The sequence below is a fragment of the Microbacterium croceum genome (assembly GCF_023091245.1).
GTDB classification, from domain to species: Bacteria; Actinomycetota; Actinomycetes; order Actinomycetales; family Microbacteriaceae; genus Microbacterium; species Microbacterium croceum.
In genome coordinates, this window is sequence record NZ_JAHWXN010000001.1 from 1,809,967 (window position 1) to 1,826,442 (window position 16,476).

Below are 16,476 nucleotides of genomic sequence, written 5' to 3' on the forward strand. Positions count from 1 at the left end.
ACGAAGGTCGACTGCCTGGGGCGATCTCGGGCGTCGCGCGGCGCTGTTCGGCAGATGAACGCCCGAACACCTGAACGCCCCACTCAGCCGCGTCTTCTACCCTGTTCCCACAGCCCCTGACAGAGACGAGCCCTTCATGAGCCCCGCCGCTGCCGTCGCGACAGCCGCCGACCACGGTTTCACCGGACTGACCGGTTTTGCCGCCGATATCCTCACCGCTCTCGGAGACATCGGCGTCGGGGTGCTGGTGTTCATCGAGGTGCTGATCCCGCCCATCCCCAGCGAGGTGATCCTGCCGTTCGCGGGCTACCTGAGCCAGAGCGGCGATCTGCACCTCGGCTGGCTCATCTTCTGGAGCACGCTCGCCTCGTGGATCGGTGCGTTGCTGCTCTACGCACTGGGGCGCGCCATCGGAATGGAACGGGCCGTGCGGCTGCTCGCGGCCACCCGCCTGGTCAGCAGGTCGGATCTGGATCGAGGGGCGCACTGGTTCGCGCGCAGCGGCGGATGGACGGTGCTGGTCGGCCGGATGGTGCCAGGAGTCCGGAGCTTGATCTCGATACCGGCCGGTGCCTCGCGCATGGGCCTGGTGCGCTTCAGCATGTACACGATCATCGGCAGCGGTCTCTGGAACGCGATGCTCATCGGTGCCGGCGCCGCGCTCGGCACTCAGCACGAGAAGCTCGAGAGCTACCTCGGCTATCTCGACTACGTCGTGTACACCGCGATCGCGGGGGCGCTGATCGTGCTCGTCATCCGTCGTATCCGCGAGGCGAGCACACTACGCTCGCGCACAGCGCGGGCCGACGCAGCCACGATCGACGCCGCGGGAGAGTGAGCGTACCCCCGGTCGGACTCGAACCGACACTGAAGCGATTTTAAGTCGCCTGCCTCTGCCATTGGGCTACGGGGGCGTCGTCCTCGCCAGCCTATCGGGGGAGGAGGTGCTGCTACGGGGTGTCGTGAGACGTGATCCGGCGTACGGTCAGGCCGTAGGGTGGGGGAGTGCTCGATCTCACCGATGAACTGAGCCCCGTCGAGGGCGCCCTCGCTGTCGCTCCGGAGTGGCAGGATCCCGCCCGCTACTGGCCGCGACTGTCCGCCGCGACCGGCCATCTTCCTGCCCCGGTGGCGGTGATCGATCGGGAGGCGCTGCGCTACAACGCGATGGATCTGCTCGTCCGTTCGGGTGGGCTCCCCATCCGTGTGGCCTCGAAGTCGGTCCGCGTGCGGGCGGTGCTGGATGCGGTGCTGCGACTGCCGGGATACCGCGGCATCCTCGCGTTCACCCTCGCCGAAGCGCTCTGGCTCGCCGAGGACCATGACGACATCATGCTGGGGTATCCCACCGTCGACCGTGCGGGTCTCGGGCAGCTCTTCGCGGACGAGCGCGCTGCGCAGCGCGTCACTCTCATGATCGACGACCCCGTGCACCTCGATGTCATCGACAGCGTGGCCGGTCCGGCGGAGCGACCGGAGATCCGGGTCGCGATCGATGTGGACGCCTCCTGGCGGTCGGCCGTGCTCGGCCACATCGGCGTGCGTCGCTCTGCGCTCTTCAGCGCGGGCGAAGTCGTCGCCTTCGCCCGCAAGGTGGTCGCGCGACCGGGCTTCCGCCTCGTGGGCCTCCAGATGTACGACGCGCAGATCGCCGGCCAGGGGGATGATGCCGGACCGGATGCACCCCTGATCCGCCTCGTGCAGGCGCGCTCCCGTGCGGAGCTGCGGGAGCGACGGGCGGCCATCGTCGACGCGGTGAGCGGCGTCGCGGCGTTGGAGATCATCAACGGCGGCGGCACGGGTTCGCTCGAGTTCACCGGCAGCGACGAGTCCCTGACCGAAGCCAGCGCCGGAAGCGGTCTGCTCGGCGGCCACCTGTTCGACGGCTATCGCTCGTTCCAGCCGGCACCTGCCTCGGCGTTCGCGTTCGACGTCGTCCGGCGTCCTGCTGCCGACATCGCGACGGTGCTCGGCGGCGGATGGATCGCCTCCGGACCTCCCGTGGCGTCGCGTCAACCCCTGCCGGCGTGGCCGCAGGGATTGCACACCCTGCCGCGCGAGGCAGCCGGCGAGGTGCAGACTCCACTCCAGGGCAGAGCAGCATCGAGCCTGGGCGTGGGGGACCGGGTCTGGTTCCGGCACTCCAAGAGCGGTGAGCCCGCCGAGCGTATCGAGCAGTATCACCTGGTGTCGGGGGACGAGGTCATCGACGAACTGCCCACGTACCGCGGCGAGGGAAAGGCGTTCCTGTGACGAGGATCGGTGGGACGTGGCAGAACTGGGCACGCTCGGCATCGGTCCGACCGGTACGCGTGGAACGCCCGAGAAGCCCGGAGGGGGTGCAGCGCGCCGTCCAGGCCGCGGCGTCTCAGGGCCTCGCCATCAAGGCGGTCGGTTCCGGGCACAGCTTCACCGGGATCGCAGTCGCCCCCGGGGTACTGCTTGAGCTCGACGACCTGCACGGCCTGGTCTCCGCGGATGCTGCCACCGGTCGGGTCAGGCTTCTCGCCGGCACGCGGCTGCACCGCATTCCCGGACTGCTGGCGCCCTACGGTCTCGCGATGCAGAACCTCGGCGACATCGATCGACAGTCGATCTCGGGTGCGATCTCCACGGGCACTCATGGGACCGGCGCCGGCTACGGTGGTCTGGCGACCCAGGTCGTCGGCATCACCCTGGTCACCGCGGCGGGCGAGTTCCTGCGCATCGATGAGGAGCAGAACAGCGAGCTGCTGCCGGCTGTCGCCCTCGGCCTCGGCGCGCTCGGGATCATCGTGGAGGTGACGCTGCAGTGCGTGCCCTCGTTCGTCATGCACGCGATCGACGAGCCCGCACCCCTGGACGACGTGCTCGCGACGCTCGACGAGCGGGTGGCGGCGTCCGATCACTTCGAGTTCTACTGGTTCCCACACACCGACGTCGCTCTCACCAAGCGGCAGACGCGACTCCCGGAGTCCACGGTGCGGCAGCCGCTCCCGATCGTCGGAAAGTGGGTCGACGAGACCCTGCTGTCCAACGGCGTATACCGGGTGGTCTGCGCGGCGGGGCAGGTGGTGCCCGCCGTGACGCCGCCGTTCAGCCGACTGGCGGTGAAGCTCACGGGGAACCGCGAGTACACCGACCTGTCGAACCGGGTGCTGACGCAGAGCCGCACCGTGCGCTTCCGGGAGATGGAGTACGCGCTGCCTGCGGAGAACGTCGTGTCGGCGTTCCGCGCGGTGCAGGCGCTGATCGCGCAGCGCGGCTGGCGAATCGAGTTCCCGATCGAGGTACGGTTCGCCGCCGAGGACGACCGGTGGCTCTCGACCGCGCACGGCCGCGCATCGGGGTACATCGCCGTGCACCGCTACTGGCGTGCCGACCCCACGGTGTACTTCGAAGCCGTGGAGGAGATCATGCTCGCGCACGGCGGTCGTCCGCACTGGGGCAAGCTCCACACGCTGGACGCCGGGCAGCTGCGGGAACGCTATCCGCGGTTCGACGACTTCCTCGCACTCCGGGACCGGCTCGATCCGGAGCGCCGCTTCGGCAACCGCTACCTCGAGCGGGTGCTCGGAGCCTGAGGCAGATTCACAGCCGCGGCGTGCAGCGCGCCCAGTACACGTGCAGAGAGCGCCGATAGGATGAGACAAAACGAGGAAGGGTGGGCCTCTGATGGAATGGCTTGTGCCAGTACTGATCGTCGTCGGCGTGATCCTGCTGGTCGGGATCTACCTGTGGGCGACGTACAACTCGCTGGTGCAGCTGAACGTCAGAGTCGACGAAGCATGGAGCGGCATCACGGTGCAGCTGAAGCGACGAGCCGATCTCATCCCGAACCTCATCGAGACGGTCAAGGGTTATGCCTCCCACGAGAAGGCGGTCTTCGAGAACGTCACCCGTGCGCGTGCCGAGACTCTGAACGCCGGCAGCCCGGGCGCCGCCGGCATCGCCGAAGGGCACCTGCAGCAGGCGCTGCGCAGCCTGTTCGCGGTCGCTGAGGCGTACCCGCAGCTGCAGGCCAGCCAGAACTTCCTCCAGGTGCAGCAGGCGCTGGTCGACACCGAGGACAAGATCCAGGCGGCCCGTCGCTTCTACAACGGCGGGGTGCGGGAGCTGAACACCAAGATCAAGGTGTTCCCCAACAACCTGTTCGCCAAGAGCCTCGGCTTCACCGAGCGCGAGTTCTTCGAGGTCGCAGACAGCGGGGCGATCTCTGAGCCGCCGCGCGTCCAGTTCTGACGCCGACCGTCTGCGTCACCACGGCGCGAGGACGATGTTCGTCGCGGTGAAGGAGACGTCTCCGCGCACGAGCCAGGACTCGGTGCGGTACGTCGTCGTGCGCGGGCTGCCGTCCTGACCGGTGCCGGTGACCGTCGCGACCAGGACCCCGTCCGTCGCGTCGAAGTGCGTCGTGGTGAGCGTCAGTGACGGCGGGGCCTCGATGCGATACCGGATGTCGCTGACGGCGCGGAATTCCGTACCCCAGGGGATGCGGATGCCGCACCCGGCGGGAATCTCGGCCCCGCCGGTCGTGCACTCGGCGAGGCGTTCCTCCAACGCGGACTGCGCCGCCTCCGTCGCCTCGGGGAGCAGAGCCGCGTCGAGTGACACCTCAGCCGTCTCCCCGGGAAGCACGATCACCTCCGCCTCTCCCGAGAGCAGCTCCCGGGGCGCCGGCGCGACCGTGTAGACCGCGGGGAACAGAGCAGCGTCCTCGCCGATCGCGAAGGTCGCGTCGCCGATCATGAAGAAGGCCCCCGTTGACGCGTCGGCCTGCACGGACCCGCGGCCGGCGGCGTCGACCCGCCAACGGCCCTCGGTCCGCGACAGCGGCAGCGATGCCGTGCGCGTCTCGCCGGCGAGGACGAATGAGACCTCCGCTGTCGCCGTGTCGCCGCTCTGATCCACAGCGGTCGTCGCCGGGTCCTCGATGCGCTCGTCTGCCGCGGCGAATGCCGTCAGGGATGTCTCGGACGCCTTCGTGCTCACAGATGCGAGGGCAGCGGCGTCGCCGGACTCGAGCGCGCGCAGGTAGGAGAGCGCGGTGTCCTCTGCCGACGCAGGACGACTCGACACCTGCCAGATCCACAGTCCGGCCCCGATGAGCAGCACCAGCCCGGCTGCGCTCGCGAGGATCCACACGCGGCGGCGCGTCATCCGGTCTGCTCCCTCGAGTGCGTATGGCGCCGCACGGATGCCAGAGCGTCGCCGACGAGCGCGGAGTGAAGAGCATCCGCGGCGTCGCCCCATCCCGACACCGACACGTGCTCCAGGCCCTGCCAGGTCGCCGCGAGGGCGATCTCGCGCGCGATCCGCTCCGCATCCTCCGGCCGTGACTGCGGCTCCCACCAGGCCGACTGCACCTGGAGGGTCGCGGCGGCGCGGTCCGCCTTGAGATCGACACGGGCGACGATCCGGTCGCCGACGAGCACGGGGAGCGAGTAGTAGCCGTAGCGGCGCTTCTCGGCCGGCACGTAGATCTCGATGCGGTAGTCGAGGTCGAAGGCACGCAGAGCGCGGTCGCGGAACCAGACCACCGGATCGAACGGGGTCAGCACGGCGGCCGCGTCGACACGGCGGGGGAGCACCGCGTCGCGATGACGCCAGGCGGGCAACGGACGCCCCCCGCGCTCCCACCCGCGCACCTGCACGGGGAGCAGCTCTCCGGACGCGGCGAGATCCGCGATCGCCTGCGTGACTCCGGCCCGATCGCGGATCCGGTAGTAGTCGGCGAGATCGGACTGCGTGGCGACGCCGGAGGAGCGTGCGGCGCGGGCGATCAATGTGCGGATGGCCTCCTGGCGCGGGATCTGCTGCCGACGGATGTGCTCCGGGATCACCTGCTCGGCGAGGGCGTACGTGCGCTCGAAGCCCTTGCGTCCGCTGATCGCGACGTCGCCGGTGCGCCACAGATGCTCCAGGGCGAGCTTGACGTCATCCCAATCCCACCAGGTGCCCCGTTCGCGCGGGGCGTCAGCGCGGAGATCCGCGGGGCGGAGAGGTCCTCGTGTGCGCAGTTCGTCCTGCACCCATTGCAGCGTGCGGGCATTGCTGCTCATCCAGGAGCCCTCTACGGACCATCGACGGCGGAAGTCGTCCATCCGGAACTGCCAGAGCGGCCAGTCCTCGATCGGGATGAAGGTGGCCTCATGCGCCAGATACTCCACATAGTGCGTCGTCCGGGACAGGAAGACCTTGTCGAGCAGCGCGGGATCGTAGGCGCCGAGCCGCGACAGCAGCGGGAGGTAGTGCGAGCGGGCGAAGACGTTCACGGAGTCGATCTGGAGCACCCCGATCCGATCCATCACGCGATGGATGTGCGCCGCGGTGACCGACGCGGGACGCGCCCGTGTGAAGCCCTGAGCCGCCAGTGCCATTCGTCGCGCGTGGGCGGGAGCGAGAGTGTCTGTCACGCCGTCAGCGTATCGCCGGCCGCCGACATCCGCCGTGCGGCAACGTGTGCGTCTGCGATCGCCGTAGACTTGGGCGATGAGCGACGAGCAGCGGCCCAGGCTGAGGGATCTCTTCCGTCCGCGCCCGGTCACGACCGACCGCACGGTGACGACCGAAGCCGACGAGGCGGTGCCGATCACTCTGCGCGTCGCAGCGGGCTACGCGTGGAGGCTCCTGCTGATAGCCGCGGCGATCGGCGTCTTCATCTGGCTGGTCATGCTGCTCAAGCTGCTCGTGATCCCGCTCATGGTGGGCATCCTCATCACGGCGCTGCTGTGGCCGGCATTCGAGTGGATGCTGCGCCATCGGTTCCCGAGGTGGGTGGCGATCCTCGTGTCGTTGCTGGGAACCGCCGCGATCGTCGGCGGACTGCTCTGGCTCGTGATCTGGCAAGTGCGGGTCGAGCTGCCGGATGTGCAGAAGAGCTCGACGGAGGCCTTCGAGCAGTTCCAGGTGTGGCTCCATGACGGACCCCTCAACCTGTCGGACACACAGATCGCGAACTACCTTCAGCAGGGCTTGGACATGCTCAACGAGCAGGCGCAGGTGCTCTGGTCCGGCGCGCTCGCGATCGGCACCACCGTCGGTCATGTGGCGACGGGCGCCGTGCTCGCCCTCTTCATCCTCATCTGCCTGCTGGCCGACGGCGCAGGCATCTGGCGCTGGACGCTCAAGCTCTTCCCGCGCAACGGGCGTCAGGCAGTCGACGGTGCGGCGCGCAACGGCTGGAAGACCGTCGTCAACTACGCGCGGACGCAGCTCTTCGTCGCCACGATCGACGCCGTCGGCATCGGCCTCGGCGCCTTCCTGCTGCAGGTGCCGCTCGCGTTGCCCGTGGCGGTGCTGGTGTTCCTCGGATCGTTCATCCCGATCGTCGGCGCCGTCGTCACCGGCGCTGTCGCCGTGTTCCTCGCCCTCGTCTACAACGGTCCCTGGATCGCATTGTGGATGCTCCTCGTCGTGCTCGCAGTGCAGCAGCTCGAAGGACACATCCTGCAGCCGATCCTGATGGGCTCTGCCGTGAAGGTCCACCCTCTGGCCGTCGTCCTCGTCGTCGCGGGTGGCGCCATGATCGCCGGCATCCCCGGCGCTCTCTTCGCCGTGCCGTTGGCGGCGTTCATCAACGTCGCCGCGGTGACGTTGAGCACCGGGTCGTGGCGAACAGGCGTGGACCCCAGCGGAGATCTGATCTGGAGCACAGTACCGCGTGAGCGGAGACGGAGGAATCAATGAGCGAAGTCCCCAGCCTGGCCGAGTTCGAGTACGCAGCTCAAAGTCTGGCTGAGGTGATCTCGCACACGCCGACGCTGCCGTCGCGAGCCCTCTCCGACATCCTCGGCGCGCCGGTCGTGCTGAAGATGGAGAATCTGCAGCGCACCGGGTCCTTCAAGATCCGCGGCGCGGCGTACCGACTGTCCCGCCTGAGCGCCGAGGAGCGCGCGCGCGGTGTCGTGGCGGCGTCGGCCGGCAACCACGCACAGGGCGTCGCCCTCGCGGCGCAGGAGCTCGGCATCTCGGCCACGATCTTCATGCCGCTGGGTGTTCCTGTTCCCAAGCTGCTCGCCACCCGTGGCTACGGCGCCGACGTCGTGCTCGAGGGCGAGACGGTCGCGACCTCCCTCCGACTCGCCGCCGAGTTCGCCGAACGAACCGGCGCGGTGCTGATCCCGCCGTTCGACCACCGCGATGTGGTGATCGGCCAGGGTACGCTCGGGCTCGAACTGCTGCAGGACGCACCCGACGTCGAGACGATCGTGCTGGGTATCGGCGGTGGAGGGCTCATCGCCGGCGTCGCCGCCGCGGTCAAGGCCCGCGCCGCGGAGCTGGGCCGCACGGTCCGCATCATCGGCGTGCAGGCGGAGAACGCCGCTGCCGTGCCGCCGTCGCTCCAGGCCGGGCACCCCGTCGACATCGTCACGCGCCCCACGATCGCCGACGGCATCCTCGTCGCCCGTCCCGGAGCGATCCCGTTCGACATCATCAAGGAGTACGTCGATGAGGTCGTCACGGTCTCGGACGACGATCTGGCCCGCGCCATCCTGGTGCTGCTGGAGCAGGCCAAGGTCGTCGTCGAGCCCGCCGGTGCGGCCGGCGTCGCGGCGATCCTCGCCGGCAAGGTACCGAGGACGGGCAAGACCCTGGCGGTGTTGTCCGGCGGCAACATCGATCCCCTCCTGCTGCAGCGCGTCGTCTCGCACGGGCTCGCCGCTTCCGGTCGCTACCTGACGATCCGAATCCCGCTTCCCGACCGTCCTGGACAGCTGGCACGCGTGTCGGAGCTGATCGCGGAGGCCGGAGCCAACGTCATCGAGGCGATGCACACGCGCCACGGCCACGGGCTGCAGATCAGCGACGTCATCCTCGAGCTCAGCGTCGAGACGCGCGGGCCGGAGCACTCCGAGCACACTCTCGACACGCTCCGCGCTGCCGGGTTCGAGCCCATCCTCGTCCCGGATTGAGTCGCACGGCGGCAGCATGCAGAACGCCCCTCGGACCACGGTCGGAGGGGCGTTCGTGCGTTCAGGGGCAGATCAGCCGGTGTAGGTCTCGACGTTCACGATCTCGACGGCGATCGAGCGCCCGTTCGGAGCCTCGTACGACGACTTCTCGCCGACCTTGAGGCCGAGGATCGCCTGTCCGAGCGGGCTGGCCTCGCTGTAGACGTCGAGGTCGCTGCCGGCGGCGATCTCGCGGCTGCCGAGCAGGAAGACCTCTTCGCCGCCCGCGACGACGGCCGTGACGACGGTACCGGGCTCGACGATGCCGCGGCTGGCCGGAGCCTCGCCCACCTTCGCGGTCTTCAGCAGACCCTCGAGGGTGCGGATGCGGGCCTCCTGCTTGCCCTGCTCATCCTTCGCAGCGTGGTAGCCGCCGTTCTCCTTGAGGTCGCCTTCTTCGCGGGCGGCCTCGATGCGCTTGGCGATCTCCTCGCGACCGAAGGTCGACAGGTGCTCCAGCTCGGCGACGAGACGGTCGTACGCTTCCTGCGTGAGGAAGGGAACCTGAGCGTCGGTTGACATGACGAAGCTCCTTCTTTCGGTATCCCGGCCACGGACTGCGGGGGATATGCCAAGACGCCCCGGCACGGTGCCAGGGCGTCGTCTGTCTGCGATGAGTCTAAGCGACCCAGCAGGTGTTCACCAAACCTGTGGTGGCTGCGGCAACGGTCGGCACGGTGGCGGAGACGGCCGTCGAATGGCTGTCTCCCGCGGCGATGTCGACCAGCTTCCAGCCCACGACACCGAACTCCTCGTCGAGGGCCTCGACGATGCACACCACATCTTTGCCCTGCACCCCCGTGACCTGGAAACGGACCTCCACGGAGTGCTCGTCGACCAGATCGAAGCCCAGATCGTCGGCGTCCACCGACGACATCGACTGGTTCACGGTCATCCACCCGAACGCCCCGACCGCGAGTGCAGCGATGGCGATCCCCACGATCCAGGGTCCCCGCCGCCGGCGGGTACGGCCGTATCGGTCGTCGAGCTGTGCTGCTGTCGTCACGGGAGGGGTCTTCCGGTCGTTAGTCTGGTAGTTCCAGGTTATGCGACCTGCGCACGAAAGGCCGACACATGCTCGCTCTGACCGAGACCCCGATGCCGACGCCCACCATGACGGTGGCACCCGAGGCGGTCACCCCGGGGTTCGTCGGTTTCGCGGTGATCGTCTTCATCGTGATCGCGGTCATCCTGCTGATCTGGGACATGAACCGCCGTATCCGCCGGGTGCGCTACCGCGAAGAGGTGCGCGACGAGCTCGATGCGGAGGAGGCCGCGCGCGCCGCCGACGAGGCCACTGAGACGGATGCCGACCTTCCGATCGTCCGTGAGGGTGACGACGGCGACGAGCGCGCGTGACGCGACAGGAGTGACGATGCTGTTCAGTGCATCGTCATGCCGCCGGTGACGTTGAGTCCCTGCCCCGTCATGTAGCCGGCGAGATCGCTAGCCAGGAACAGGGCGACTCCGGCCACGTCCTGCGGGGTCCCCGTCCGTCCGAGCGGGACTTGGGAACGATCCTCTGCGGCGACCTCCTCGGCGGACATCCCACGGATGGCACCGCCTTCGATGCGCTCGCGGTGCTTCATGGGCGTTTCGATGATCCCCGGGCATATCGCGTTCACGAGGATGCCGCGCGGAGCCAGCTCCACCGCCATGCTCTTCGTCACCCCGAGCACGGCGTGCTTCGACGCCACGTACGCGGTCATCCCGCGATAGCCGTTCTTGCCGGCCTGAGAGGCGATGAAGATGATCCGTCCCTTCCGATCGGCGGCGACGAGGCGCGTGGCCACGTGCTTGGCCACGAGGAACGAACCCTTCGCGTTGACGTCGAGGTTGCGATCCCACTCCTGCTCGGTGGTCTCCGTCGCGAAAGCCAGAGTCGAGGTCCCCGCGGCCGTCACGACGACGTCGACGGGGCCCACGTGCTCCTCGATCGAGTCCAATGCGGCGACGACGGCGTTCTCGTCCGACACGTCGAGACGCACCGTCCATTCCCGCTCCCGGCCCTCGTGCAGTCCACCCTCCGCAGCGCTGAGGTCCGCTCCGATGACGGTCGACCCGGCCGCGAGGAACGCATCGACGATGCCGGCCCCGATGCCGCTCGCCCCGCCGGTGACCAGGACCACGCGTCCGCGCAGCTCCTCGAACACGTCAGACGCCCACGCGGGAGAAGGCGTCCAGGCTGATGCCCTGGGAGAGGATCCGCTTCGACCATTCGCGCGCGCTGTGCAGGCTGTGGTCGCGGTAGTTCCCGCAGCTGATCTCATCGACGCCGGGGACCTGCTCCCACGTGATGTCGGTGGCGATCGCCGTGAGGCTCTCGCGCACGGCATGCGCGACGTCGGCGACAGCCGGCTCCCCCCAGGTGATGAGATGGAATCCCGTTCGGCAGCCGAACGGGGAGATGTCGATCACACCGTCCAGGTGGTCACGCAGCAGGCTCGCCAACAGGTGCTCGATGGTGTGCAGACCCGCCGTCGAGATCTCGCCCTCGTTGGGCTGCACGAAACGGACGTCGAAGTTCGAGATCGCATCCCCGCGCGGACCCTTCTCGACCGCGATCAGGCGGATGTAGGGCGCGAGGACCGCGGTGTGGTCGAGGGTGAAGCTTTCGACTTCGGCCATGGGGATGTTCCTTTCAACGGGGGCGAGGGATGGTGCGCGAGCACGACGCTGTCGAGCCGGGACTGACGGTCTTCGAGGGCGTGCAGGGTGGCGATGAGCTCGGCGGCCGACGGCGACGGATCGAGGAGATGCACGCTCGAGTGCGCTCCCGTCGCGATCTCGGCGATCGTGCCGAGCGTTACGGGGTCCTCTGCCGAGAGGCCGAGGTCCGCCAGTGAACGGGGGAGGCCCAGAGCCGCGTACAGCTCGTTCATACGGTCGATCTCCTCCCATCGGCGTTCGTAGGCGAGCTGTACGAGGATGCCATACGCGACCTTCACTCCGTGCAGGAGGTCGCGCGTCTGCGCGAAGGCACTGAGTGCGTCACCGATCGGGTGCGCGGCGGTGGCGCTGCCGGCTTCGGCGCCGAGCGCGCCGACGAGGCCCGCCGTGATCACACACGCTTCCGCGAGCATGGTCCACGCATCGCTGCGGACCCCTCGGCGCATATCGTCGACGGCCACGATTCCGTGGCGGGAGACCAGTTCTCCGCAGCGCGCGGCGGCCAGCCCGCCGAATGCCGTCAGCGTGTCGGCGGCATCGGCCCGATCGAACGCCGCGCGGGTCTCCACGTGCTTGGCGATGGTGTCGGCGATGCCGGAGACGAAGAGTGCGACGGGTGAGTCGAACACGATCCGCGGGTCCAGCAGGAGCCCGCGGGTCGGGGTCTCCCAGATCTCGTGGCCGAGGTGACGGTGCTCCTCGTCGTAGTAGACGCTGACCGCGGACCATCCGGAGCAGGTGCTGACGAGCGTCGGCGCGAGGTATACGGGCAGGGCGAGCGGATGCCCTACCGCCTTCGCGGTATCGAGCACCTTTCCGCCGCCGACCCCGAGCACTGCCTCTGCGCCTCTGCTCGTGGCGACCTCCCGAAGGCGGGTGATCTCCGCGGGGCTGCACTCGCTCGTGAATCCGGCGTCGATGATCTCGATGGCGTTCAGGTGCGGGAGAAAGGGTGCGGCGGCGCGATGAGCGCGGGCGCCATGCACCCGCAGCACGCGGGTGATGCCGTCTCGGTGCAGCAGCTCGGGCAGCTCGTCGATCGCGCCGATGCCGGAGTGCACGATCGCAGGCCCCGGTCGCACACGTGCACGCGTCATCGCCAGCCCTCCTTCGCCGCGGCGAGTCGCTCGACGAGCTCGTGGAGGCGCTCCCGTGGATGCACGAGGCTGATGCGGATGAACCCCGCGCCACCCGCGCCGAAGCCGCTGCCCGGGGCGACGGCGACGCCGTGTTCGGCGAGCAGACGCTGCGTGAAGGCGACATCGTCGTCTCCGCCGATCCCCACCCAGACGAAGAAGGTCCCTGCGGGGGCGACCAGGTCCCATCCCTGGGCGCGGAGCCCATCCACGACGAGGTCGCGGCGGGCGAGGTAGGTCGCCACGAGCTCGTGTGCGCCCTCCTGGTCCCCGGCGAGAGCCGCGGCCGCCGCCTCCTGCGTCGCCCCGAAGATGGTGCTGAACGCGTGTGCCTGGTATCGCCGCATCGCCGCGATGAGAGGGGCGGCGCCGGCAGCGAAGCCGATCCGCCATCCGGCCATGTTGTAGGTCTTGGAGAGCGTCGAGACCTCGACCGTCCTGTTGGTGTCGACGGTCAGGGCGGAGAGGGGGCGTGCGTCGTATCCGAGCGACGAATAGGCGAAGTCGTTGATGAGGGCCGCCCCGAGTCGGGTGCTCTCCGCGATCGCGTCGTCGAACGTGGATGCGGTGGCGACCGCTCCGGTGGGGTTGTGAGGGTAGTTGAGCAGGATCGCCGCCGCGTCGTCGAGATCGCGCAGCGCGGCGAAGTCCGGCTGATACCCACACGCTCGGTTCAGCGGAACGGTACGAAGGTCGGCGCCCGCGAGCTCTGCCGCTGTCGCATAGGCGGGGTACCCGGGATCGGGCACCACGAGCGTGCGCCCCGTGTCGACGAGTCCGAGGATCGCGGCCATCAGAGCCTCATGCGAGCCGTGGAACGCGGCGATCTGCGTATCCGGATCGAGCAGCACGCCGTGGTCCTCCCGGTACCGTGCGGCGATCGCCTGCGCGAGCGCGGGGCGCACGCGATACGCGGGATATCCGTGGTTGGCGGGATCGGCCACCGCGGCCTGCATCGCCGCGACGATGTGTGCCGGGGTCGGAAGATCGGGGTTGCCCTTGGACACGTCGATGACGTCCCCGCCCGCGGCGCGCGCCTGCGCGACGGCGCCGTCGAGCGCGCCGAAGAAGTTCGGAGGCAGGTTCTCGACCCGTGCCGCCGCGCGCAGCGCCGTCATCGACGTCGCAGCTTCCGGGCGAGGCGGGTGCCGAACAGCTGGATGAGCTGCACGATGACGACGAGCGTCACCACGGTCACGAGCATCGTGATCCCATCGAATCGCTGATAACCATACGAGATCGCGAGATCTCCGATCCCGCCGGCGCCCACTGTTCCCGCCATGGCGGTCGCATCCAGCAGACCGATCGTCGCGGTCGTCAGGGCGAGCACGAGAGAGCCCCGTGCCTCCGGCAGGAGGAACCGAACGAAGATCTGCACGGGCGTCGCACCCATCGACTTGGCGGCTTCCACGATCCCCTCCGGGACCTCGAGGAGGGAGTTCTCGACGAGTCGTCCGATGTAGGGCGCGACCATGAGGATGAGGGGTACCAGCGCGCCGTTCACCCCGATGGAGGTTCCGACGATCATCCGGGTGAACGGCAGGATCGCGACGAGCAGGATGATGAACGGGAGCGACCGTACGACGTTGATGAACGCGTTGAGCACGAAGGAGACCACCGCGTTGGGGAGCACTCCTGCCGGGCGGGTCACCACAACCGCGATACCGAGGAGGATGCCGAGGATCGACCCGAAGAAGAGCGAGATCCCCAGCATGTAGAGCGTCTCGCCGAGCGCTTCGAGGAAGAGCTCGGGAGTGAGCAGCGTGTCGATCACAGGACGACCTCCTCGACGCTGACGATCCTGTCGACCAAATAGCGGAAGGCCGCCGCGCACTGACTTTCGTCGCCCTCGACCTGGATGACCATATGGCCGACCGTGCGGTCTTGGATGTCGGTCATATCGGCGTGCAGGATGTTCACCCGCAGGCCGAAGTCGGAGATGAGAGCGCCGACGATCGGACTCGTCACCTCCTCGTCGAGGAATCTCAGCCGCCACAGCGGGTGGCCGCCGACGGCACGACGCACCCGGTCCGGCAGCTCCTGCGGGATGACGGTTCCGACGAAGGCCTGTGCGGTGGCCGTCTGTGGGCGTACGAAGACGTCCATCACCGCGCCCTGCTCGATGATGCGTCCGCCCTCCATCACTGCGACGGAGTGGCAGAGATTCGTGATCACGTCCATCTCGTGCGTGACCACGAGGATCGTCGTTCCGTACTCTCGGTTCACTCTCTTGAGGAGGTCGATGATCTGCAGGGTCGTCGAAGGGTCCAGGGCGCTCGTTGCCTCGTCGCACAGCAGCACGGCCGGATTGCGGATGATCGCACGTGCGATGCCGACGCGCTGCTTCTGTCCGCCGGAGAGCTGACCGGGGTAGGCGCCGAGCCGCGCACCGAGCCCGACGAACTCCAGCGCCTCGGTGGCGCGATCGCGGGCCTCGCGTCGTCCGATGCCGTCGAGTCGCAGCGGCAGGGCCACGTTGTCCAGGACCGTGACCGTGTCCAGCAGCTGGAACTGCTGGAAGATCATGGCGGTGTGCTTACGGGCCGCACGCAGCTCCGCGGTCGACAGCGAGGCGAGATCGACCCCGTCCACCTGGACGATCCCGGACGTCGGTGCCTCCAGCGCGTTGACCATCCTGATCAGGGTGCTCTTGCCGGCGCCGCTGTGCCCGATCACACCGAAGATGTCTCCTCGACGAATCTCGACGGTCACATCGTCGAGGGCGGTGAGCTGTTCACCGCCGCGACCGTACCGACGCGTCACGCCTTCCAGCCTGACGGCGGTCGTCAGGACGGACCCCGTGGTGCCGAGCTCATGACCCGACGCGGTCATCAGCGCTCCAGGGCGGTCGGGAGGTGGTAGCCGTCGTACTGAGAGTTCGATGTGATGTAGTCGGCGAAGGCATCTGACTCGTATGCCGCCTCGATCGCCTTCGCCCAGTCGCTGTCGAGGTTCTTCTCATCGACCGCGACGACGACGGAGAACTCGTCGGTCAGATCCTCGAGCTGCAGCGCATCGGTGAGCTTCAGGCCTCCGGAGACGACGAAGTTGCCCTGGATCACGCTGTAGTCGACGTCTTCCAGCGCAGGAACCTGCTGCGCGTTCTCCATCTCGACGAAGGAGAGATCGTGGGGGTTCTTCACGACGTCGGCCAACGAGGTCGTGGCCGGATCGATGTCGTCGGAGAGGGTCACCCAGCCGACGGCCTCGAGCACCTTGAGCGCACGGTACTGATTCGCGGGCTGGTTCGGCACGGCGACGGTGGCTCCCTTGCCGACTTCGTCCAGGGTGGCCTTCTTACCGCCGAACAGTGCCATCGGCGGTCCCGGCACCTGCACCAGCGCGGCGTTGGAGAGGCCCTCCTGCTGGTTGATCGCCTCGAGATAGACAGGGTGCTGCATGATGTTCGCGTCGATCTCTCCATCGCTGAGCGCGACGTTCACGATGACGCCGTCGGTGAAGTCCTTCGTCTCCACCGTGTAGCCCTCCTCTTCGAGGATCGGCTCGATGCCCTCGGTGAACATCTCGAGGTACGGCCCGGGGTTGAAGCCGATCGTGATCGTCTTCTTGTCCGCGGCGGTCGAGCCGCTGTCGGCCGACGTCGACGGCGTCGAGGAGCAGCCGGCTGCGAGGACGGCGACGAGGGCAGTGGTTGCGGACAGGGCGATGACGCGGCTGGTGCGACGCATGGGAGACTCCGGGGAGAGAGGATGGGCGGGCCTCTCGAACCTAACGGC

18 protein-coding genes and 1 tRNA gene are annotated in these 16,476 nt (G+C 68.5%); 7 read left to right on the plus strand and 12 right to left on the minus strand.

What is annotated here, in order from left to right; all coding sequences use genetic code 11:
- Positions 1-136: 136 nt before the first annotated feature.
- The gene (locus KZC51_RS08525; protein WP_247629560.1) at positions 137-838 is read left to right on the plus strand and encodes a DedA family protein; all 702 of its coding nucleotides are present in this window, start codon (positions 137-139) and stop codon (positions 836-838) included.
- Positions 839-841: 3 nt separating this feature from the next.
- Here the strand turns inward: KZC51_RS08525 and KZC51_RS08530 are convergent.
- A tRNA-Leu gene (locus KZC51_RS08530) sits at positions 842-914 on the minus strand.
- Positions 915-1,005: 91 nt separating this feature from the next.
- Between KZC51_RS08530 and KZC51_RS08535 the strand changes: the two genes are divergently transcribed.
- The 3 genes from KZC51_RS08535 to KZC51_RS08545 all read left to right on the plus strand — a co-directional run bounded on the left by KZC51_RS08535 (position 1,006) and on the right by KZC51_RS08545 (position 4,221).
- The gene (locus KZC51_RS08535; RefSeq protein WP_247629561.1) at positions 1,006-2,253 is read left to right on the plus strand and encodes a type III PLP-dependent enzyme domain-containing protein; all 1,248 of its coding nucleotides are present in this window, start codon (positions 1,006-1,008) and stop codon (positions 2,251-2,253) included.
- Positions 2,250-3,563, plus strand: coding sequence for a D-arabinono-1,4-lactone oxidase (locus tag KZC51_RS08540; RefSeq protein WP_247629562.1), 1,314 nt, complete (start codon positions 2,250-2,252; stop codon positions 3,561-3,563). Before KZC51_RS08535 ends, KZC51_RS08540 begins: the two co-directional genes overlap by 4 nt.
- Before the next feature lie 91 nt (positions 3,564-3,654).
- Positions 3,655-4,221, plus strand: a complete 567-nt coding sequence (locus tag KZC51_RS08545; RefSeq protein ID WP_247629563.1) for a LemA family protein — start codon at positions 3,655-3,657, stop codon at positions 4,219-4,221.
- A 15-nt stretch (positions 4,222-4,236) separates the two neighbouring features.
- Here the strand turns inward: KZC51_RS08545 and KZC51_RS08550 are convergent, their stop codons facing one another.
- Both KZC51_RS08550 and KZC51_RS08555 read right to left on the minus strand, forming a co-directional pair.
- A complete protein-coding gene (locus KZC51_RS08550; protein WP_247629564.1) occupies positions 4,237-5,139 on the minus strand; it encodes a hypothetical protein in 903 nt (300 codons plus the stop codon).
- Positions 5,136-6,395, minus strand: coding sequence for a winged helix-turn-helix domain-containing protein (locus KZC51_RS08555; RefSeq protein WP_247629565.1), 1,260 nt, complete (start codon positions 6,393-6,395; stop codon positions 5,136-5,138). Before KZC51_RS08555 ends, KZC51_RS08550 begins: the two co-directional genes overlap by 4 nt.
- Positions 6,396-6,471: 76 nt before the next feature.
- On the opposite strand from KZC51_RS08555, the gene KZC51_RS08560 reads away from it, so the two are divergent.
- Positions 6,472-7,668: an AI-2E family transporter gene (locus KZC51_RS08560; RefSeq protein ID WP_247629566.1), complete on the plus strand. Its 1,197-nt coding sequence runs from the start codon at positions 6,472-6,474 to the stop codon at positions 7,666-7,668.
- A complete protein-coding gene (ilvA, locus tag KZC51_RS08565; RefSeq protein WP_247629567.1) occupies positions 7,665-8,894 on the plus strand; it encodes a threonine ammonia-lyase in 1,230 nt (409 codons plus the stop codon). The genes KZC51_RS08560 and ilvA overlap by 4 nt, the downstream gene beginning before the upstream one ends.
- 72 nt (positions 8,895-8,966) lie before the next feature.
- On the opposite strand, the gene greA is transcribed toward ilvA, so the two are convergent.
- A complete protein-coding gene (greA, locus tag KZC51_RS08570; RefSeq protein ID WP_247629568.1) occupies positions 8,967-9,455 on the minus strand; it encodes a transcription elongation factor GreA in 489 nt (162 codons plus the stop codon).
- Between the two features lie 97 nt (positions 9,456-9,552).
- Positions 9,553-9,939, minus strand: a complete 387-nt coding sequence (locus KZC51_RS08575; RefSeq protein ID WP_247629569.1) for a DUF4307 domain-containing protein — start codon at positions 9,937-9,939, stop codon at positions 9,553-9,555.
- 68 nt (positions 9,940-10,007) lie between these two features.
- Here KZC51_RS08575 and KZC51_RS08580 point away from each other — a divergent pair, with 68 nt between their 5' ends.
- Positions 10,008-10,292, plus strand: a complete 285-nt coding sequence (locus KZC51_RS08580; protein ID WP_247629570.1) for a hypothetical protein — start codon at positions 10,008-10,010, stop codon at positions 10,290-10,292.
- Between the two features lie 23 nt (positions 10,293-10,315).
- On the opposite strand, the gene KZC51_RS08585 is transcribed toward KZC51_RS08580, so the two are convergent.
- The 7 genes from KZC51_RS08585 to KZC51_RS08615 are packed head-to-tail and all read right to left on the minus strand — an operon-like array spanning position 10,316 to position 16,428.
- Positions 10,316-11,086, minus strand: a complete 771-nt coding sequence (locus tag KZC51_RS08585; protein WP_247629571.1) for an SDR family oxidoreductase — start codon at positions 11,084-11,086, stop codon at positions 10,316-10,318.
- 1 nt (position 11,087) lies between these two features.
- Positions 11,088-11,561 (minus strand): S-ribosylhomocysteine lyase, encoded by a 474-nt coding sequence (locus KZC51_RS08590; RefSeq protein ID WP_247629572.1) that lies wholly within the window; start codon positions 11,559-11,561, stop codon positions 11,088-11,090.
- Positions 11,498-12,700: an iron-containing alcohol dehydrogenase family protein gene (locus tag KZC51_RS08595; RefSeq protein WP_247629573.1), complete on the minus strand. Its 1,203-nt coding sequence runs from the start codon at positions 12,698-12,700 to the stop codon at positions 11,498-11,500. The genes KZC51_RS08590 and KZC51_RS08595 overlap by 64 nt, the downstream gene beginning before the upstream one ends.
- Positions 12,697-13,857, minus strand: a complete 1,161-nt coding sequence (locus tag KZC51_RS08600; protein WP_247629574.1) for a pyridoxal phosphate-dependent aminotransferase — start codon at positions 13,855-13,857, stop codon at positions 12,697-12,699. Before KZC51_RS08600 ends, KZC51_RS08595 begins: the two co-directional genes overlap by 4 nt.
- Positions 13,854-14,513: a methionine ABC transporter permease gene (locus KZC51_RS08605; RefSeq protein WP_247629575.1), complete on the minus strand. Its 660-nt coding sequence runs from the start codon at positions 14,511-14,513 to the stop codon at positions 13,854-13,856. Before KZC51_RS08605 ends, KZC51_RS08600 begins: the two co-directional genes overlap by 4 nt.
- The gene (locus tag KZC51_RS08610; protein ID WP_247629576.1) at positions 14,510-15,571 is read right to left on the minus strand and encodes a methionine ABC transporter ATP-binding protein; all 1,062 of its coding nucleotides are present in this window, start codon (positions 15,569-15,571) and stop codon (positions 14,510-14,512) included. Before KZC51_RS08610 ends, KZC51_RS08605 begins: the two co-directional genes overlap by 4 nt.
- Positions 15,571-16,428, minus strand: a complete 858-nt coding sequence (locus KZC51_RS08615; RefSeq protein WP_247629577.1) for a MetQ/NlpA family ABC transporter substrate-binding protein — start codon at positions 16,426-16,428, stop codon at positions 15,571-15,573. The genes KZC51_RS08610 and KZC51_RS08615 overlap by 1 nt, the downstream gene beginning before the upstream one ends.
- Positions 16,429-16,476: the final 48 nt, after the last annotated feature.

Excerpts from the sequence above, each read along its gene's own strand:
- KZC51_RS08525 (WP_247629560.1), top strand. The coding sequence starts at position 137 with ATGAGCCCCGCCGCTGCCGTCGCGACAGCCGCCGACCACGGTTTCACC.
- KZC51_RS08545 (WP_247629563.1), top strand. The coding sequence starts at position 3,655 with ATGGAATGGCTTGTGCCAGTACTGATCGTCGTCGGCGTGATCCTGCTG.
- KZC51_RS08550 (WP_247629564.1), bottom strand. The coding sequence starts at position 5,139 with ATGACGCGCCGCCGCGTGTGGATCCTCGCGAGCGCAGCCGGGCTGGTG.
- KZC51_RS08560 (WP_247629566.1), top strand. The coding sequence starts at position 6,472 with ATGAGCGACGAGCAGCGGCCCAGGCTGAGGGATCTCTTCCGTCCGCGC.
- ilvA (WP_247629567.1), top strand. The coding sequence starts at position 7,665 with ATGAGCGAAGTCCCCAGCCTGGCCGAGTTCGAGTACGCAGCTCAAAGT.
- greA (WP_247629568.1), bottom strand. The coding sequence starts at position 9,455 with ATGTCAACCGACGCTCAGGTTCCCTTCCTCACGCAGGAAGCGTACGAC.
- KZC51_RS08580 (WP_247629570.1), top strand. The coding sequence starts at position 10,008 with ATGCTCGCTCTGACCGAGACCCCGATGCCGACGCCCACCATGACGGTG.
- KZC51_RS08590 (WP_247629572.1), bottom strand. The coding sequence starts at position 11,561 with ATGGCCGAAGTCGAAAGCTTCACCCTCGACCACACCGCGGTCCTCGCG.
- KZC51_RS08595 (WP_247629573.1), bottom strand. The coding sequence starts at position 12,700 with ATGACGCGTGCACGTGTGCGACCGGGGCCTGCGATCGTGCACTCCGGC.
- KZC51_RS08600 (WP_247629574.1), bottom strand. The coding sequence starts at position 13,857 with ATGACGGCGCTGCGCGCGGCGGCACGGGTCGAGAACCTGCCTCCGAAC.
- KZC51_RS08610 (WP_247629576.1), bottom strand. The coding sequence starts at position 15,571 with ATGACCGCGTCGGGTCATGAGCTCGGCACCACGGGGTCCGTCCTGACG.
- KZC51_RS08615 (WP_247629577.1), bottom strand. The coding sequence starts at position 16,428 with ATGCGTCGCACCAGCCGCGTCATCGCCCTGTCCGCAACCACTGCCCTC.